The sequence below is a fragment of the Pseudomonas sp. 32_A genome, from assembly GCF_017490905.1.
GTDB classification, from domain to species: domain Bacteria; phylum Pseudomonadota; class Gammaproteobacteria; order Pseudomonadales; family Pseudomonadaceae; genus Aquipseudomonas; species Aquipseudomonas inefficax.
The window spans coordinates 41,546-58,203 of the sequence record NZ_JAFGYI010000010.1; the positions used below are offsets into that span (position 1 = coordinate 41,546).

A 16,658-nucleotide genomic window follows, 5' to 3' on the forward strand; every position below is an offset into this window, starting at 1 on the left:
TTTTATACCCCATGCCGCCAGGGCATGGCGGTCGAAGCTGTCAGTCGAGGATTGGAAATGAAGGTAGAGCTTGTCCAACTGGCCGGTCGCGATGGCGATACCGCGTACAACCTGCAGCGCACCATCGAGGCGATCGGCAACTGCGGTGCCGATACCGATCTGCTGGTCTTCCCGGAAACCCAGCTGATGGGCTTCCCTACCGAAGAAAACATCAACCGCATTGCCGAGCCACTGGATGGCCCAAGCATCACGGCAGTCCAGCAGGCCGCACAAGCGCGCAATGTTGCCGTGGTCGTCGGGATGGCCGAAGTTGCAGACGACGGTCGTTTCTACAACACCACCGTACTGGTCACGCCAGAAGGCGTCGCCCTCACCTACCGCAAGACCCACCTTTGGGCATCGGACTGCGGGGTTTTCACCCCAGGCGACCGGTTTGCGACAGCGCTGTTCAAAGGCATCCGTGTCGGCCTGCTGATCTGCTTTGACATCGAATTCCCAGAAGCCGCGCGTGCCCTGGGGCAGCTGGGCGCAGAACTGATCATCGTCACCAACGGCAACATGGACCCGTACGGCCCCACCCACAAAACCGCCATCACCGCACGCGCCATGGAAAACCAGGCCTTCGCGGTCATGGTCAACCGCGTGGGTGACGGTGATGGCGGCCTGGTGTTCGCTGGCGGCAGTGCCGTCGTCGACCCGTACGGCCAGTTGCTGTGCGAAGCCGGCCGTGGCGAGTGTCGCATGACCGTCGAACTGGCCATGGAGCAACTGCAGCAGTCGCGGCGCGACTACACCTACATCGCCCAGCGGCGCATCCGGCTGCCGGGTGAACAGGTCGAGCACGCTGACGGCCTTCGTGAACTGATCATCCCCACCTGAATATTCCACCCCTTCCAGGCTCTGTTGCTGGAATGCAAGGCCGCCAGGGACGGCAGCATGTTCGACTCTGAATAACAATCACAAGCTGGAGCAAACAGTAATGGCCACACTCAAGCGAACGCTTTCGCTGGGCCCGGTGGTGCTTTTCGGCATCGCCTACATGACCCCCATCATCGTCCTGGGCACATTCGGTATCCTGGCCGAGACGACGGGAGGCAGGGTGCCCGCAGCCTACCTCGCTGCCGCCATCGCCATGCTCTTTACCGCCTTGAGCTACGGCCACATGGCGCGCGCCTTCCCGGTAGCCGGTTCCGCCTATACCTACGTGCGCAAATCGATCAGCCCGCAGCTGGGCTTCATCACCGGCTGGGCAGTGTTGCTTGACTATCTGTTCCTGCCCATGGCGATCTGGCTCATTGGCGCGGCCTATCTGCACTCTGCGTTCCCAGGCGTGCCGCAAGCCATCTGGGTACTGGCATTCATCGGCTTCACCACAACGATCAACGTGATCGGCCTGCGCCTGGCCAAGACCGTCAATGGCCTGTTGATGTTCATCCAGCTGCTGGTGCTGGCGGCGTTCGTTGCACTCGCGGTGCGCTATGTCTGGGGTGACCCCACCGTGCCGCTGTGGACACTCGAGCCGTTCTACAAGGAAGGTACACAATTGCCGCTGATCATGGGCGGTGCGGCGATCGCCTGCTATTCATTCCTGGGCTTCGACGCGGTCAGCACCCTGACCGAAGAAACCAAGGACCCAAGCAAGACCATTCCGAAAGCCATCCTGCTGATCACCCTGATTGGCGGCGGGCTGTTCATCGCCTGCAGCTACTTCGTTCAGCTCGCTCACCCGTCCACCGACTTTGCCAACGCCGACGCGGCGGCTTATGAAATTGCCCGCAACATCGGTGGCGACATCTTCGTCAGCATATTCCTGCTGGGGCTGATCGTCGGCCAGTTCACTTCGGGCCTGTCGGCGCAAGCCAGCGCCTCTCGGCTGCTGTATGCGATGGGGCGTGACGGAGTGCTGCCCAGGTCATTCTTCGGCAAGCTCAGCGAACGCTTCAGCACGCCTGTACCCAGCATCATCCTGTGCGGTGTGGTCGCCCTGCTCGCCTTGCGCATGGATGTGACGACCTCTACCTCGTTCATCAACTTCGGTGCGTTTCTCGCCTTCAGCCTGGTCAACCTGGCGGTGATCTTCCACTACTGGGTTGCCATGCAGCAGCGTGGCGCCAACGCGCTGCTGATGTACCTCGCGTTCCCTCTGGTGGGCTTTGCCTCGACCTTGTGGCTGATGGCAAGTCTCGATCACCTGGCGATCTACCTGGGCGCAGGCTGGCTCTGCCTCGGCGTGCTCTACCTGACCGTGATTACCAGTGGTTTCAAGCGCAAGCCCCCCGAGATGTACTTCGAGGAGGCCTGAATTCGGGCGAGGGGGTACATTTGTACTCCCTGCGCGAGCGATCGATCATTCCGCGCCGACCATCCGGTAGGGATCGGCACCAGCCTTGAGGTGGCGCCGATCCTTTCAGGCATTACACCGCCAGCGCGCGCTCACGCAGCTCGCTGTTGAGGATGCGGTCGTTTTCGCTGTAATCGACCGGGCAGTCGATCACGTGCACGCCCGGGGTCTTGATGCAGTGTTCGAGCAGCGGCAGCAGGCCTTCGGCGCTTTCCACGCGGTGGCCGTTGGCACCGTAGGCTTCGGCGTACTTGACGAAGTCCGGGTTGCCGTAATCCAGGCCGAAATCGGTGAAGCCCATGTTCGCCTGCTTCCAGCGGATCATGCCGTAGCCGTCGTCGCGCAGGATCACCACGGTGATGTGCATGCCTAAGCGTACTGCAGTCTCCAGCTCCTGGCTGTTCATCATGAAGCCGCCGTCGCCGCACACCGAAATCACCGGGCGGTCCGGGTGCACCAGGTGCGCGGCCATGGCCGATGGCAGGCCGGCGCCCATGGTCGCCAGGGCGTTGTCCAACAGTACGGTGTTCGGCTTGTGCGCCTTGTAGTTGCGGGCGAACCAGATCTTGTAGATGCCATTGTCCAGGGCGACGATGCCTTCGGACGGCAGCACGCGACGGATGTCGGCAACCATGCGCTGCGGGTACACCGGGAAGCGGTTGTCGTCGGCGCCTTCGGCGATCTGCGCTTCGTTGGCTTCACGAATCGCCATCAGGCGGGTGAAGTCCCAGTGCGAAGTGTCGTTCAGGGCTTCGCTGATCTGCCATACGGCGTTGGCGATGTCGCCGATCACTTCCACCTGCGGGAAGTACACGGCATCGACTTCGGCAGAGCGGAAGTTGATGTGGATGACTTCGGTACCGCCACGAACCATGAAGAACGGCGGCTTCTCGATCACGTCGTGGCCGATGTTGATGATCAGGTCGGCAGCTTCGACGGCGCGGTGCACAAAGTCACCGGACGACAGTGCGGCGTTGCCCAGGAAGCGCGGATGGCGCTCGTCGACCACACCTTTACCCATCTGGGTGGTGATGAACGGGATGCCGGTCTTGTCGATCAGTTGCTTGAGGACCTTGGCGGTCATCTTGCGGTTGGCGCCGGCGCCGATCACCAGGATCGGGTTACGTGCGGCCAGCAGCTTTTCTACAGCCGCTTCGATGGCCACATGCTCTGCCAGCGGGCGACGGTGCAGGCTGCGCGGGATCGGCAGGGCGTCGGTCTGCTCGGCGGCGATGTCTTCCGGCAGCTCCAGGTGCACCGCACCCGGCTTCTCTTCTTCGGCCAGGCGGAAGGCTTCGCGCATACGCGCCGGGATGTTGTCGGCCGAGGCGAACTGGTGGGTGTACTTGGTGATGGGGTCCATCATGCCGCACACGTCGATGATCTGGAAACGGCCCTGCTTGGACTTCTTGATCGGCTTCTGGCCGGTGATCATCATCATCGGCATGCCGCCCAGGTAGGCGTAGGCGCTGGCGGTGACCAGGTTGGTGGCGCCAGGGCCAAGGGTCGACAGGCTGACGCCGGTCTTGCCGGTCAGACGGCCATAGGTGGCAGCCATGAAACCTGCGGACTGCTCGTGACGGGTCAGTACCAGCTTGATCTTCGACTTGCGCAGGGATTCGAGCAGGTCGAGGTTTTCCTCACCGGGAATGCCGAACACATACTCGACACCTTCGTTTTCCAGGCATTGCACAACGACATCGGCGGCCTTGGCCATTTGGGGTACTACCTCAAAATCTTTGTGGGATTGCAGATTTATTAAGCTGCGTGACTGAGATGTTGCAGGATGTCTCAGTGGCGCGCATCGTAGGCCCTCTGGTTAATAATAATAAATATATTGTTATGATGCTTAGCATCACAGTTCGTTATGAATGCGTTAGCCATTAAAGGTAGTCCCCCTCAATGAACCTCAAGGCGTTGCGCTGCTGCGTCGAAATCGTCCGCCAAGGCAGCTTTACCAAGGCTGCGCAGCACCTGCACATTGCCCAGCCGGCCCTGAGCATGGCGGTGACCCGGCTGGAAGAAGAACTGGGTGTGACCCTGTTCAACCGCACCACGCGCAAAGTGATCCTTACCGCCGAAGGCCAGCAGTTCTTGCCGCGGATTGCTTCGGCGTTGCGCGAAATGGATATTGCCCGCCAGGAACTGCGCGATATGGCCGACCTGAAGCGTGGTGAAGTGCGTCTGGGCATTCCGCCGATGTTTGGCCTGCACTACGTGCCCGGGTTGATGAACGCCTTTCGCAAGTTGTACCCGGGCATCGCCATGACCGTATTCGAAGGCAGTGCCGAAGACATTGGCCACCGCCTGGAACAACGGGAAATCGACCTGGCGCTGCTGGAGTCCAGGCGCGTGCCACCCGACAAGGAATCCATCCTGCTGGGCAGCGACGAGATGCTTGCATGCATGCACCCCGACCATCCGTATGCCGGCAAGGCCTCCCTCACGGCCGAGGATTTGCGCAACACCGACATGGTGGTGTTCGACCGCACCTTCGTTCAACGCCACCTTCTGGACGCCTTCTTCGCCGAACACGGGATTACCTACCAAGTGGCGCTGCAGAGCAACTTCGTCTCGCTGGTGGTGCAGGCTGCGCTGGACAACATGGGCGTTGCAACCCTGCTGCGCTCGGTACAGCAGCGTACCCCGGGCATTGTCGGCGTACCGTTCCGCCCGGCACAGCAGATGAGTTTCAGGTTGTGCTGGCGCTCGGGGGAATACCTGTCTTTGGCCAGCAAGCGCTTCATCGATTTTGCCGCGCAGACCCACTATCTGGAGCGTTGAGGCCGGCCTGTACCGGCCCTTTCGCGGCTAAAGCCGCTCCCACAGGGACCCTGCCAGCTCAAGGAATGCGCCATACCTGTGGGAGCGGGCGCGCCCGCGAACACCGGCGCAGCCGGTGCTATCCACCGCGTCGCCTGCTTCGCGGGCATGCCCGCTCCCACAGGGTCCCCGCCAGCTGAGGAATGTGCTGTACCTGTGGGAGCATCTTTAGCCGCGAATACCGGCGCCGCCGGTGGCAAACGATTTGACGGGGGCTGGTAGCAGATGTCAGGCACCGCACGCCTCAAATGCCAGCAAAAACCTGTAAAACGTTGCAATTCGTCAGGTTCTTGCCTGCGCTTCGCCTCCCTACAATGGCCTCACAACAACAAACGAGCCCAGCTCCGTGAGGCACGACCCCCATGTACAGAGACCACATCGTCAAACCGCGTGCGACCGACAACCCGGCGTTCATGGCCCTGGCCACCGCCGTCATCTTTGCGCTCGCCCTGTTCTACGGCGTCGGCGACGGTAGCCTGGCCCGGCTGATGGGCCCGATCGTGCTCGACCTGCAGACACCGCTGCTACGCAACATCGCCGTGGCGGGTACCCTTGCGGTTACCCTGGTGCTGAACCTGTTCATCCTCGGGCGCTTTGCGCTGCGGGCCCAGGTCATCACCGTCTGGTTCGAACTGTTGCTGTTGTTCCTGCTGTTCTTCGACACCTTCGACCTGTCCTACAGCTTCATCGCCAGCAAGGTTGGCTTCATGATCACCCAGGGGGTGTTCACCACCGTCTACGTTTCCACGATCGCCATTACCATCGCCTTCATCCTGGCCCTGCTGGGGGCGACCGCACGGCTGTCGTCCAACGGCTTTGCCATCGCCATCGCCAGCTTCTACACCTCGTTTTTCCGCGGTGTACCGCTGCTGATCCAGATCTACCTGATCTACCTCGGCATCCCCCAACTCGGCTATGTAGTCGGTGCAGTGCCCGCAGGAATCCTGGCCTTGTCGCTGTGCTACGGCGCCTACATGACGGAAATCTTCCGCGCCGGCATCAGCAGCATCCCGCGCGGGCAATGGGAAGCCTCGCGGGCGATTGGCCTGACGCCCTTCCAGGCCATGACCCGGGTAATCCTGCCGCAGTCGATGCGCCTGATCATCCCGCCCACCGGCAACCAGTTCATCTCCATGCTCAAGGACAGCTCGCTGGTATCGGTGATTGGCGTGTGGGAACTGATGTTCCTGGCCCGCACCCAGGGCCGTGCCGAGTTCCGCCATCTGGAGATGCTGATTACCGCCGCCGTTCTGTACTGGGTGCTGTCGATCCTGCTCGAAGCCGTGCAGTCGCGCCTGGAAAAACGTTTCGACCGCGCCCACCGCTGATCGAGGAGCATCACCATGAATCAAGTAGTCACCCCCGCTGCCGCCCAGGCCGCCGTGTCTATCCGCGACCTGCAGAAATGGTATGGCGAGTTCCACGTGCTCAAGGGTATCGACCTGGAAATCGCCAGCGGCGAGATCGTGGTGGTCTGCGGCCCGTCCGGCTCGGGCAAGTCCACACTGATTCGCTGCCTGAACCTGCTGGAGGACTTCCAGAAAGGCCAGGTGCTGATCGCCGGCAACCCGCTGAACCGTGATGCCGCCAGCGTAGCCGCCATTCGCCGCCAGGTCGGCATGGTGTTCCAGCAGTTCAACCTGTTCCCGCACCTGACCGTGCTGGAAAACCTGATGCTCGGGCCGCGCCTGGTCAGCAAGCTCAGCGAGGCCCAGGCCCGTGCCCTGGCCCTGGAGCACCTCGAGCGGGTGCGCATCGCCAGCCAGGCCGACAAGTTCCCCGGCCAGCTATCCGGCGGCCAGCAACAGCGGGTGGCCATTGCCCGCGCGCTGTGCATGAAGCCGCGGATCATGCTGTTCGACGAACCCACCTCGGCGCTGGACCCGGAAATGGTCAAGGAAGTACTCGATGTGATGGGTGAGCTGGCCGAGGATGGCATCACCATGCTCTGCGTCACCCACGAGATGGGCTTCGCCCGCCGGGTCGCCGACCGCATCCTGTTCATGGACCAAGGCCAGGTAATCGAACAGGGCCCGCCCAACGAGTTCTTCGACAACCCGCGCCATGCGCGCGCCAAAGCGTTCCTCTCGCAGATCCTCAGCCACTGAGGCCTGTGTCTGCCGCTGTGCCAACACAACAACAATCGCATACCCGGAGACTTACCGAATGAACCCAATCGCACGCTTGTTCGCACTCACTGCCGTCGCCGGCAGCCTGGCCCTGATGACCGGCGCTGCCTGGGCAGGTGCCACCCTGGACCGCATTCACCAGAGCAAGGTCATGAAAGTGGCCACCGCCGCCAACTGGCCGCCGCAGTCGTTCCTCGGCGAGGACAATACCCTCAAGGGCTTCGACATCGATGTCGCCAACGAAATCGGCAAGCGCATGGACACCAAGGTGGAGTTCGTCACCCCCGAGTACGGCATCATCACCGCCGGGCGCTGGGCCAGCCGCTGGGACCTGTCGGTCGGTTCGATGACGCCGACCACCGAGCGTGGCCGCGTGCTCGACTTCCCGGCCATCTACTACTACACCCCCTACATGTTCGCCGTGCACAAGGATGCCGCCGTTACCAGCGCTGCCGACCTCAATGGCAAGACCATCGGCGTCGAGGCCGGCACGACCTCCGAGGACTACATCAACCGCCGGCTGAAGATCGACGCGGTGAATGTGCCTGCGTTCAGCTACACCGTGGAGCCGGGCGATGTGCAGACCTACGGCGACAGCATGGGCCCGCTGGATGACCTGCGCATGGGTAACGGCACCCGTCTGGATGCCGTCCTGTCGCCGCTGCCGACTATCAAGGGTGCGATCAAGGCGGGTTACCCGATCACCCCGGTGCAGGGCAAGCCCGCCTATTACGAACCGCTGGCCATCGCCACCGACAAGGGCGACGACGCCTTCAACGCCGAACTGGCCAAGGCCATCGACAGCATGAAGGCCGACGGTACGCTGAAGCAGCTGTCCGAGAAGTGGTACGGCGCCGACCTCACGCAAGTGCAGTAACCCCATGACCCGCAGGCCAGCGCTCTTCCGCTGAAGGGCGTGCGGCCCCCTCGTGCCCGCAAGACACGCAACGCCCAGCAAAAGGATGACCCAGCCGATGTCCAGTTACAGCAACAACTACTACACCGGGACCATGCGCCCAGCCCCGCAGCGCCCGGCCCTGGCCGGCGAAGCCCAAGCCGACGTGTGCGTCATCGGCGGCGGCCTGGCGGGCCTCAGCGTGGCCCGGGAACTGCTGGCGCGCGGGCGCTCGGTAGTAGTGCTGGAAGCCGCGCGGGTGGCCTGGGGCGCCTCCGGGCGCAATGGCGGCTTCGTGCTGCAGGGCTGGTCCGAAGGGCTGTCGGCCATCGAGCGGCGCTGCGGTAAGCAGACAGCAGCGGAGTTGTTCCGGCTGTCACTGGAGGGCGTCGATATCGTACGCGACACCATCGCCCGCCACCAATTGCCAGGCTGTGCCGCGACCACCGGCAAACTCAGCGTGGTGCGCTATGACGATGCCGACAACCTGCAGCGCACCCGCGACCGCATGGCCCGTGACTTCGGTTTCGAGATGGAATACCTGGACACCCCGACACTGCGCAGCCGCCTGCGCACCGACCGGTACTTCCAGGGGCTGCGCGACAGCCATGGTTTTCACTTCCACCCGCTGAATTACTGCCTGGGCCTGGCCGAACTGGTCGAGCTCGCCGGCGGCCGCATCCACGAGCAGTCGCCCATGCTGCGGGTAGTACGCAAGGCCGGGCATCACCGCGTGACCACTGCCCACGGCGCGGTCACTTGTGCCGATGTGGTGTACTGCTGCGGCGGCTACGGCGGCGCCGAGTTCGGCCCGCTGCGCCGGGCGTTCCTGCCAATCGCTACCTATGTGGTACTCACCGAACACCTGGGCGAGCGCCTGGGTGACGTAATACGTACCACGGACGCCATCGGCGACAACCGTCGCGCCTCGGACTACTACCGCATCGTCGAGGGCGACCGCCTGCTGTGGGGGGGCCATATCACCACCCGCAACCTGCAAGACGAACAACGCCTGGGGCAATTGCTGTCCCGTGACATCCTCAGCGTGTACCCGCAGTTGCAAGGCCTGAAAGTCGCCAAGGCCTGGTCCGGGCTGATGGGCTACGCCCGCCACAAAATGCCGCACATCGGCCCTCTGGGCCCGGGGTTGTGGGCCTGTACTTCATTTGGGGGCCATGGTATGAACACCGCACCCGTGGGCGCCAGGGTAGTCGCCGAGGCGGTGTGCGGCGAAACCGACCGTTATCGCCTGTTCGATGCCTATGGCCTGGAATGGAACGGCGGACCGTTTGGGCCTGCTGCGGCACAAGCGGTGTATGCCGGGCTGAAACTGATGGACCGTTTCCAGGAAGCGCGCTCGCAGTACAACAACTAGAACGACAACCAGGAATCGCCATGGACGCCCTCCCCCCCGGCGCGCTGTTCAAACTTACCGAAAAGGACCGCCAACTGCTGGCGTTGCTGCAGGCCAATGCCCGCGAGCCCACCGCCTCGCTGGCTCGCAAACTGGGTGTGTCGCGCTCGGCGGTGCAGGAGCGCATCAACCGCCTGGAAAACGCCGGCGTGATCACCGGCTACAGCGTGCGCATCGATCAGGACAAGCTGCAGCAGGTGATCAACTGCTTCACCATGACCTCCTGCAGCAACAAGAGCTACACCGACGTGATGACCACCTTGCGCAAGATGGAGTCGGTGCAGGCGGTGTACGCGGTATCGGGCGAAATGGATTTCATCATCCACCTGACCACCCATACCTTGGGCGAACTGAATGCCGAACTGACCCGTATAAACATGATCAAGGGTGTGACCCATACGGCGTCGCACATTGTCATGGAGACCAAGTTCAGCAAGAAGCTGACGTTGTAACCCCCCTCCCAGGCTTGTGCAGGGCCTTGTGGGAGCGGGCATGTCGAGGCGTCGAACCGCCGCGAACACCGGCGCAGCCGGTGCCATCCTCCGCGCTGGATTCTTCGCGGGCATGCCCGCTCCCACAGGTGCTGTTCATGCCGCAGGTCCAGGAAGCCGGCCAGCTTCCTCGACGTCACCGTCACGGATTGACTATGATCCCGCCTTGAACGTTTCAGCATGTTTCAACAAGGATCCAGATGTCAGTTCAGGAATTACCCCCTCTCCCAAGCAAAACTACCGTCGCGAAGATGGAAGCCGCCATGGCGCTGGGCAGCTTTGCCATTGGCACCGGCGAGTTCGCCATCATGGGCCTGATGCCCGATATCGCCAGCAACCTGCAATTGAGCGAGCCCCAGGTGGGCCATGCCATCAGCGCCTATGCGCTGGGGGTGATGGTCGGCGCCCCGACACTGGCGATCATCGGCGCCCGGCTGTTGCGCAAGCACATGCTGCTGTTGTTGATGGCGCTGTATGCCCTTGGCAACCTGGCTACCGCCTTCGCCCCCTCGTTCGGTGGCCTGGTCGCCTTCCGCTTCATCAGCGGCCTGCCCCATGGCGCCTACTTTGGCATCGCGGCGGTGGTGGCGTCGAGCATGGTGGCCAAGGACCAGCGGGCGGGGGCCGTGGCCCGGGTGATGATGGGGCTGACCCTGGCCATGTTGCTCGGTAACCCGATCGCCACCTTGCTGGGCCAGTACTTCGGCTGGCGCTCGGCGTTCGTGCTGGTTGGCGCGATCGCCCTGTGCACCATCGTCCTGGTCTGGCGCTTCGTACCCCAGCGCCACGATGAAGTGCGCAGCGACCCGCGCAAGGAACTGCAAGCCTTCACCCTGCCGCAGGTGTGGATGGCGCTGGGCATCGCCTCGATCGGCTTTGCCGGCATGTTCTGTGTGTTCAGCTACCTGGCGCCGACCATGTTGCAGGTGACCCAGGTGTCGCCACAGTGGATTCCGTTTGGCCTGGCGGCGTTCGGCGTCGGTGGCATTGTCGGCAACATCGCCGGTGGCAAGCTGTTCGACCGCCTGCAGTTCCGCGCGGTCGGGCTGGTGCTGATGTGGTCGATTGCCGTGCTGCTGTTCTTCAGCTTTGCCGCCCAGGCGCTGTGGAGCCTGCTGCTGGGCATTGGCCTGGTCGGCACCATGATTGCCCTGGCGGCGCCGTTGCAAATCCGCCTGATGGACATTGCCCATGAAGCGCCAAGCCTGGCGGCGGCGTCGAACCATGCGGCGTTCAACCTGGCCAATGCGCTGGGGCCGTGGCTGGGTGGCATGGCGATTACCGCAGGCATGGGCTGGACCAGCACCGGGTACATCGGCGCGGCTACGGCGCTGGTCGGGCTGGGGATCTACCTGGTGGCACGGCGGATGAAGGGTGGGCACTAAGGCCCGGCTTTTCGCTTGATACTGGCGCCTCTCTCTGGTTTGGCACGATTCCTTGTAGGAGCGGCCTTGTGTCGCGAAAGGGCTGCAAAGCAGCCCCGGCAATCCATGCGGTGACGCTGAAACCCTGGGCTGCTTTGCAGCCCTTTCGCGACACAAGGCCGCTCCTACAGAAGAACGCGTCAATCCTGGGGATCGCACCGCATCGCAGCAGGCATCAACGCGGCAGGCTGACCCTGGCCACCTCGGCAAAATAACGGGCCCCGGTTGCCAGGATCGCATCGTTGAAATCATACGAAGCGTTGTGCAACGGCGTAGCCCCCGCCTCGCCCTCGGCACCATTGCCGATGAACACGAAGTTGCCCGGCACCTGCTGCAGGAACGCACCGAAGTCCTCGGAAATCATCATCGGCATCACTTCGGCATTCACCGCCTGCGCCCCCACCACATTGCGCGCCGCCGCCACGGCAATTTCCGTGTTCGCCGCCCAGTTCACCGTCGGCGCAAACTCGTGGCTGTACTCGAACCGGCAGGTTGCACCGTGCAGGTGGCAGATGCCCTCGCTGATCTCGCGCATGCGCTTTTCCAGAAGGCGCTGCACCTCTGGGCTGTAGCTGCGGGTGTCACCCTTGATCGTGACATGGGTCGGTATCGCATTGCGGATGCCATCAGTGATGAACTCGGTGCAGGAAACCACTGCCGACAGGCTCGGGTCGACATTGCGCGCGACAATGGTCTGCAAGGCCAGCACGATCTCGGCGCCGATCACCATCGGGTCGATACCCATGTGCGGCCGGGCGGCATGGGTGCCCTTGCCCTGGATGTGAATGACGAAGTTGTCCTCGCTGGCCATGATCCCACCGGGCCTCGTGGCGATATGGCCGGCCGGCATGCCCGGCATATTGTGCGCGCCATACAGGGCATCGACCGGGAAGCGCTCGAACAACCCATCGGCCATCATCGCCTTGGCCCCCCGCCCATGCTCCTCGGCCGGCTGGAACACGAAACGCACGGTACCGTTGAAGTTACGCTCGCGGCACAGCAGGTCTGCGGCACCCAGCACCATCGCCATGTGCCCGTCGTGGCCACAGGCGTGCATCTTGCCGTGGTTGCAGGACGCATGCGGCCGTTGATGCGCCTGTTCGGTGATGTTCAGGGCATCCATGTCGGCACGCAGGCCGATCACGCCTGGGCCGTCACCGACAGTGAGGCTGGCAACCAGGCCGGTGCCACCGATGCCACGGTGCACCTCCAAGCCAAGGCTGGCGAGGATGCTGGCGACCTGTTCGGCGGTGTCGAACTCTTCAAAGCCGGTTTCCGGGTGCCGGTGAAACGCGTGCCGCCAGTGCTTGAGGCGCAGTTCGAATGCAAGGTCGTTGCTCATGCTTGAAGCTCCTGTTACTGAGCCAACGTCGGGCGTTGACCGGAAGGTTGGGGTTCATCCGCAGGCGCTTGGCCGTGCCAGATGACGCTTTCGCTCAGGTAAGGCGTGCGGTAGCCGCTGCCCACACCCAGGCGGTAGAACGCGAAGGCAACTGCGCTCACCACGACCATGTCCAGGCCCTCTGGCAGCAGGCCGATACCGCCGAACGCCTCGCTGCCCAGCCACGACACCAGGGCAATCGCCGGGAGATAGCCGATCAGCCAGGCAGCGGCGCGCAGCTCGCGAGCGAACCCCGCCCAGCCGGCTTTGGCCTGGTAGTAGAAATAGATAGGCAAGGCGCCGATCACCAGGAGGATCACCTGGCCAGTCAGCGGCCAACGGGCCCAATACAGCACCAGTGAGGCACAGATGAAGGCAAATGGCGCAATGATGCCCATGCCCTTCAGGCGCAGCGGGCGGTGGATTTCCGGCGCGGTAGCGCGCAGCGACATCAGGCTGATCGGCCCGGTCAGGAACGAAATCACCACGGCCACCGAGATCACCGCCGCCAGTACGCCCCAGCCACGGAAGAAGAACAGGAAGATGAAACTCACCGCCAGGTTCAGCCACATCGCCTGGCGCGGCACGCCATACAGCGGGTGCAGGTTGCCGAAGATTTTCGGCAGGGTGTTGTTCTTCTCCATCGCATAGATCATGCGCGCAGTGGTGGCGGTGTAGATGGAGCCGGTACCCGAAGGGCTGACGAAGGCATCCAGGTACAGCAGCATGGCCAGCCAGTTCAGGTTCAGCGCCAGTGCCAGTTGCGCCAAGGGCGAATCGAAGTTCAGGTTGTGCCAGCCCGCAGCGATGCTCGCCGGGCTCAAGGCCCCGATGAAGGCCACCTGCAACATCACGTAGACCACCAGCGCGATGAGCACCGAGCCGACCAGCGAGCCGTGGGAATAGCGCGCATAACGCACCATGCCGCCGGACTCAGGGAACATCGCGCCCATTTCCGCATAGGTCAGGGCAATCGCCAGCACCACCACCGCACCGATGACCCAGGCCAGGATCGCCGCCGGCCCGGCGATGGCCGATGCATGCCAGGCGCCGAACAGCCAGCCTGAACCGATGATGGAGCCAAGGCCGGTCAGCATCAGCGACCAAGGGCTGATGTCACGTTTGAGTTTGTTCATGGAATCTCCGCTTGTTTTTCTTGTGTGGAGCTGACGGAGGGCCGGTAATACCGGCCCTCAGGGGTGGATCAGGTACGTACCCAGGCTTGCTGGCGGGCCAGTACCGAGCTGGCCGACTCGCCCAGCAGGTCGGCATATACGCCGGGGGCGGTGGCGCCTTCGGTATTGATGAAGAGGATGCGGGCGTTGCCGTCGATATCCAGGTCGGCAGCTGCGCCAGCATCCGTTACCAGGCGGGCAAGCCCGGCCAGGCCGGCGACGCCGGACTCACCAGCCACCAGCGGAATGTCGCGAGCGCTGCCAACCGCCAGACGGCGCATGGCGGCGACAGCTTGGTCATCGCTGATGGTCATGAAGTAATCGACGCTCGGCTCCAGGAAGCGCCAGGCCAGCGGCGATGTCTCGCCGCACGCCAGGCCTGCCATTACCGAGTCCACCGAGCCGGTCGCCCTGGCCGGCTTGCCGAGCAAGGCGCTCTGGTACAGGCAGTCCGCCTGCTCCGGTTCGACCATGACCAACAGCGGGCGCTGTGCGCCGTAGTGCTCCCACAGGTAGCTGACGATACCGGCCGCCAGGCCGCCCACCCCGCCCTGCAGGAACACGTGGGTGAACGGCGGTTGCCCGGCAGTGGCTTCGATGATTTCCGCGGCGATGGTGCCGTAGCCCTGCATCACGTCACGCGGGATCACTTCGTAGCCTTCATAGGAGGTATCGGAAACCACGGTCCAGCCGTTGCTGGTCGCCAGCTCCGCAGCATGCTCGACCGACGCGTCGTAATTGCCGGCAATGCGCACGATCTGTGCGCCATAGGCCGCAATCGCCTGTTCGCGCTCGATGCTGACGTTGGCATGCAGCACGATCACGCAGCGGCAGCCGATGCTTTGCGCGGCGGCCGCCAGGCCCTTGCCATGGTTGCCATCGGTGGCGCTGACCACGGTGAACTGCGCCAGCAGGTCGGCGTACTGGCCTTCCAGCAAGCCACGCGGGTCGAACTGCTGCGCGGGGAAGGTACGCCGGATCAGCCGAACCAGGGCAATCGGCGCGCCCAGGGCCTTGAAACTGCCCAGCTCCGAGCGCACCGATTCGTCCTTCACCGACACCTGGGCAACACCCAGCTCGGCGGCCAGGTCAGGCAGGGTGTACAGCGGCGTAGCGCCAGCGTTCAAGCGCGCCCAGCCGGCCAGCCACTGGCGGCTTTCTTCAGCCCTGGCAATGCTCATCACCTCTTGCAACGCTTGCGGGTAAGGCCGGCGGCCAGCCTTGGGGTTGGAAACAAACATGCGGTACTCCTTTCTGCAGGCAACAGGAAGCCCATGCCGCTGAAACCAGGCTTCAGCGGGCGGGGCATTACAGTGGGGATCAGGGGTGGGTCAGGCGACGGCTGACCACATCCAGCAGCACCTGGGCGCCCTGGATCAGTTGTGCGTCGTCGGTATGCTCGCGCGGGTTGTGGCTGATGCCACCCTGGCTGGGCACGAAGATCATCGCGGCGGGGGCAATGCGGGCGATCATTTGCGCGTCGTGGCCGGCGCCAGAGGTCATGCGTCGGTGGCTGAAGCCGAAACGCTGCGCCGAGGCTTCTATGGCATCGGCCAAGCCTGCGTCGAAGATCACCGGTTCGAACCGCACCAGGCGTTCGGTGGTAATGGTCACCCCTTCACGCTCGGCGAGCGCCTCCAGGTATTGGCTCAGGCGGTTTTCGGCGTAAGCCAGGCAAGTTTCGTCGGGGTCGCGCAGGTCGACGGTGAAGGTGGCCTTGCGCGGGATGACGTTGATCACGTTCGGCTCGAACTGCATGCAGCCCACCGTGGCCAGGGTCGTGCCGGAATCCACGGCCATGGCGCGCAACTCGGCAACGATGGCACTGGCGACGAAGCCTGCGTCATGACGCAGGTGGGTCGGCGTGGTGCCGGCATGGTTGGCGTGCCCTTTCACCTCTACTTGCTGCCAGGAAATGCCCTGCAGGTTCTCGACCACGCCAATCAGGGTGTTCTCGGCGTCGAGGATCGGCCCCTGCTCGATATGCAGTTCGAGGTATTCATGCGGCACGATGGCGCCAGGCTCCAGCGTGCCGGCATAGCCGATGCGCGCCAGTTCATCGCCAAGCCGCGTACCGTCGGTGCCAAGGGTGTCCAGCGCCTGCTGCAAGGGCAGGCCGCCGGCATATACCAGTGAGCCCATCATGTCGGGCTGGTAGCGCACACCCTCTTCATTGGTGAATGCGCCGACCGTGATCGAACGCTCAGGCAAGCGCCCGGCATCACGGTAGGCCCGAATCACCGCCAACCCGGCCAGCACGCCATAGCAGCCATCCAGGGCTCCGGCGTTGGTGACGGTATCGATGTGCGAACCCATCATCAGTGGGCGTTGCTCACCGCTGTCGGCGGCAGCGCGCAAAGTACCGAAAATGTTGCCGATGCGGTCGACCTGCACGTCGAGGTCAAGTTCGCGCATCCAACCGACCAGCAGGTCGCGCCCGGCCTTTTCGGCATCGCTCAGGGCAATCCGGGTACGCCCGCCGTGGGTGGCGTCAGCGCCTACCTGGCCGAGTGCACGGATCTGCTGCAGCAGCAAAGCGCCGTTCAGTTGCAGTGGGGTACTCGCATTCATCAACCGTTTCTCCC

Annotated in this window: 14 protein-coding genes; 9 read left to right on the forward strand and 5 right to left on the reverse strand. The window is 63.5% G+C overall.

All coding sequences use genetic code 11. The annotated features are described in order from the left end of the window. The first annotated feature begins 57 nt into the window (after window positions 1-57). Window positions 58-879 carry a carbon-nitrogen hydrolase family protein gene (locus tag J5M58_RS08465; protein WP_207877843.1) on the forward strand — a complete coding sequence of 274 codons (822 nt, stop codon included), beginning with the start codon at window positions 58-60 and terminating at the stop codon, window positions 877-879. 100 nt (window positions 880-979) lie between these two features. Beyond that, on the forward strand, window positions 980-2,302 hold the full coding sequence (locus J5M58_RS08470; protein ID WP_207877845.1) for an APC family permease: 1,323 nt from the start codon (window positions 980-982) through the stop codon (window positions 2,300-2,302). 112 nt (window positions 2,303-2,414) lie between these two features. On the opposite strand, the gene J5M58_RS08475 is transcribed toward J5M58_RS08470, so the two are convergent. Next, window positions 2,415-4,058 (reverse strand): acetolactate synthase large subunit, encoded by a 1,644-nt coding sequence (locus J5M58_RS08475; protein WP_133972439.1) that lies wholly within the window; start codon window positions 4,056-4,058, stop codon window positions 2,415-2,417. A gap of 185 nt (window positions 4,059-4,243) precedes the next feature. On the opposite strand from J5M58_RS08475, the gene J5M58_RS08480 reads away from it, so the two are divergent. From J5M58_RS08480 to J5M58_RS08510, 7 genes are all read left to right on the forward strand, one after another. Continuing rightward, a complete protein-coding gene (locus tag J5M58_RS08480) occupies window positions 4,244-5,125 on the forward strand; it encodes a LysR family transcriptional regulator (RefSeq protein WP_112253415.1) in 882 nt (293 codons plus the stop codon). A 401-nt stretch (window positions 5,126-5,526) separates the two neighbouring features. After that, window positions 5,527-6,492 carry an amino acid ABC transporter permease gene (locus J5M58_RS08485; protein ID WP_112253414.1) on the forward strand — a complete coding sequence of 322 codons (966 nt, stop codon included), beginning with the start codon at window positions 5,527-5,529 and terminating at the stop codon, window positions 6,490-6,492. Window positions 6,493-6,507: 15 nt separating this feature from the next. Then, complete coding sequence (locus J5M58_RS08490; RefSeq protein ID WP_112253413.1) at window positions 6,508-7,272, forward strand: amino acid ABC transporter ATP-binding protein; 765 nt, start codon at window positions 6,508-6,510, stop codon at window positions 7,270-7,272. 58 nt (window positions 7,273-7,330) lie between these two features. Continuing rightward, a complete protein-coding gene (locus J5M58_RS08495; RefSeq protein WP_112253412.1) occupies window positions 7,331-8,170 on the forward strand; it encodes an ABC transporter substrate-binding protein in 840 nt (279 codons plus the stop codon). 97 nt (window positions 8,171-8,267) lie between these two features. Next, window positions 8,268-9,563 carry an FAD-binding oxidoreductase gene (locus J5M58_RS08500; protein ID WP_112253411.1) on the forward strand — a complete coding sequence of 432 codons (1,296 nt, stop codon included), beginning with the start codon at window positions 8,268-8,270 and terminating at the stop codon, window positions 9,561-9,563. A gap of 20 nt (window positions 9,564-9,583) precedes the next feature. Then, window positions 9,584-10,054, forward strand: a complete 471-nt coding sequence (locus J5M58_RS08505) for an Lrp/AsnC family transcriptional regulator (protein WP_046614108.1) — start codon at window positions 9,584-9,586, stop codon at window positions 10,052-10,054. Between the two features lie 239 nt (window positions 10,055-10,293). Continuing rightward, window positions 10,294-11,478, forward strand: a complete 1,185-nt coding sequence (locus tag J5M58_RS08510) for an MFS transporter (protein WP_112253410.1) — start codon at window positions 10,294-10,296, stop codon at window positions 11,476-11,478. Between the two features lie 214 nt (window positions 11,479-11,692). On the opposite strand, the gene J5M58_RS08515 is transcribed toward J5M58_RS08510, so the two are convergent. The 4 genes from J5M58_RS08515 to J5M58_RS08530 all read right to left on the reverse strand — a co-directional run bounded on the left by J5M58_RS08515 (window position 11,693) and on the right by J5M58_RS08530 (window position 16,644). Beyond that, entirely contained in the window at window positions 11,693-12,859 is a 1,167-nt protein-coding gene (locus J5M58_RS08515; protein WP_112253408.1) for a M20 aminoacylase family protein, read from the reverse strand. A 14-nt stretch (window positions 12,860-12,873) separates the two neighbouring features. After that, window positions 12,874-14,034, reverse strand: coding sequence for an APC family permease (locus J5M58_RS08520; protein ID WP_112253407.1), 1,161 nt, complete (start codon window positions 14,032-14,034; stop codon window positions 12,874-12,876). Between the two features lie 68 nt (window positions 14,035-14,102). Beyond that, on the reverse strand, window positions 14,103-15,314 hold the full coding sequence (locus J5M58_RS08525; RefSeq protein WP_112253406.1) for a diaminopropionate ammonia-lyase: 1,212 nt from the start codon (window positions 15,312-15,314) through the stop codon (window positions 14,103-14,105). A 79-nt stretch (window positions 15,315-15,393) separates the two neighbouring features. After that, window positions 15,394-16,644 (reverse strand): Zn-dependent hydrolase, encoded by a 1,251-nt coding sequence (locus J5M58_RS08530; protein WP_112253405.1) that lies wholly within the window; start codon window positions 16,642-16,644, stop codon window positions 15,394-15,396. Window positions 16,645-16,658 lie beyond the last annotated feature (14 nt).

Bases quoted from the DNA above. Each gene is read 5' to 3' on its own strand.
- J5M58_RS08465 (WP_207877843.1), top strand. From the start codon at position 58: ATGAAGGTAGAGCTTGTCCAACTGGCCGGTCGCGATGGCGATACCGCG.
- J5M58_RS08470 (WP_207877845.1), top strand. From the start codon at position 980: ATGGCCACACTCAAGCGAACGCTTTCGCTGGGCCCGGTGGTGCTTTTC.
- J5M58_RS08475 (WP_133972439.1), bottom strand. From the start codon at position 4,058: ATGGCCAAGGCCGCCGATGTCGTTGTGCAATGCCTGGAAAACGAAGGT.
- J5M58_RS08480 (WP_112253415.1), top strand. From the start codon at position 4,244: ATGAACCTCAAGGCGTTGCGCTGCTGCGTCGAAATCGTCCGCCAAGGC.
- J5M58_RS08485 (WP_112253414.1), top strand. From the start codon at position 5,527: ATGTACAGAGACCACATCGTCAAACCGCGTGCGACCGACAACCCGGCG.
- J5M58_RS08490 (WP_112253413.1), top strand. From the start codon at position 6,508: ATGAATCAAGTAGTCACCCCCGCTGCCGCCCAGGCCGCCGTGTCTATC.
- J5M58_RS08495 (WP_112253412.1), top strand. From the start codon at position 7,331: ATGAACCCAATCGCACGCTTGTTCGCACTCACTGCCGTCGCCGGCAGC.
- J5M58_RS08500 (WP_112253411.1), top strand. From the start codon at position 8,268: ATGTCCAGTTACAGCAACAACTACTACACCGGGACCATGCGCCCAGCC.
- J5M58_RS08505 (WP_046614108.1), top strand. From the start codon at position 9,584: ATGGACGCCCTCCCCCCCGGCGCGCTGTTCAAACTTACCGAAAAGGAC.
- J5M58_RS08510 (WP_112253410.1), top strand. From the start codon at position 10,294: ATGTCAGTTCAGGAATTACCCCCTCTCCCAAGCAAAACTACCGTCGCG.
- J5M58_RS08515 (WP_112253408.1), bottom strand. From the start codon at position 12,859: ATGAGCAACGACCTTGCATTCGAACTGCGCCTCAAGCACTGGCGGCAC.
- J5M58_RS08520 (WP_112253407.1), bottom strand. From the start codon at position 14,034: ATGAACAAACTCAAACGTGACATCAGCCCTTGGTCGCTGATGCTGACC.
- J5M58_RS08525 (WP_112253406.1), bottom strand. From the start codon at position 15,314: ATGTTTGTTTCCAACCCCAAGGCTGGCCGCCGGCCTTACCCGCAAGCG.
- J5M58_RS08530 (WP_112253405.1), bottom strand. From the start codon at position 16,644: ATGAATGCGAGTACCCCACTGCAACTGAACGGCGCTTTGCTGCTGCAG.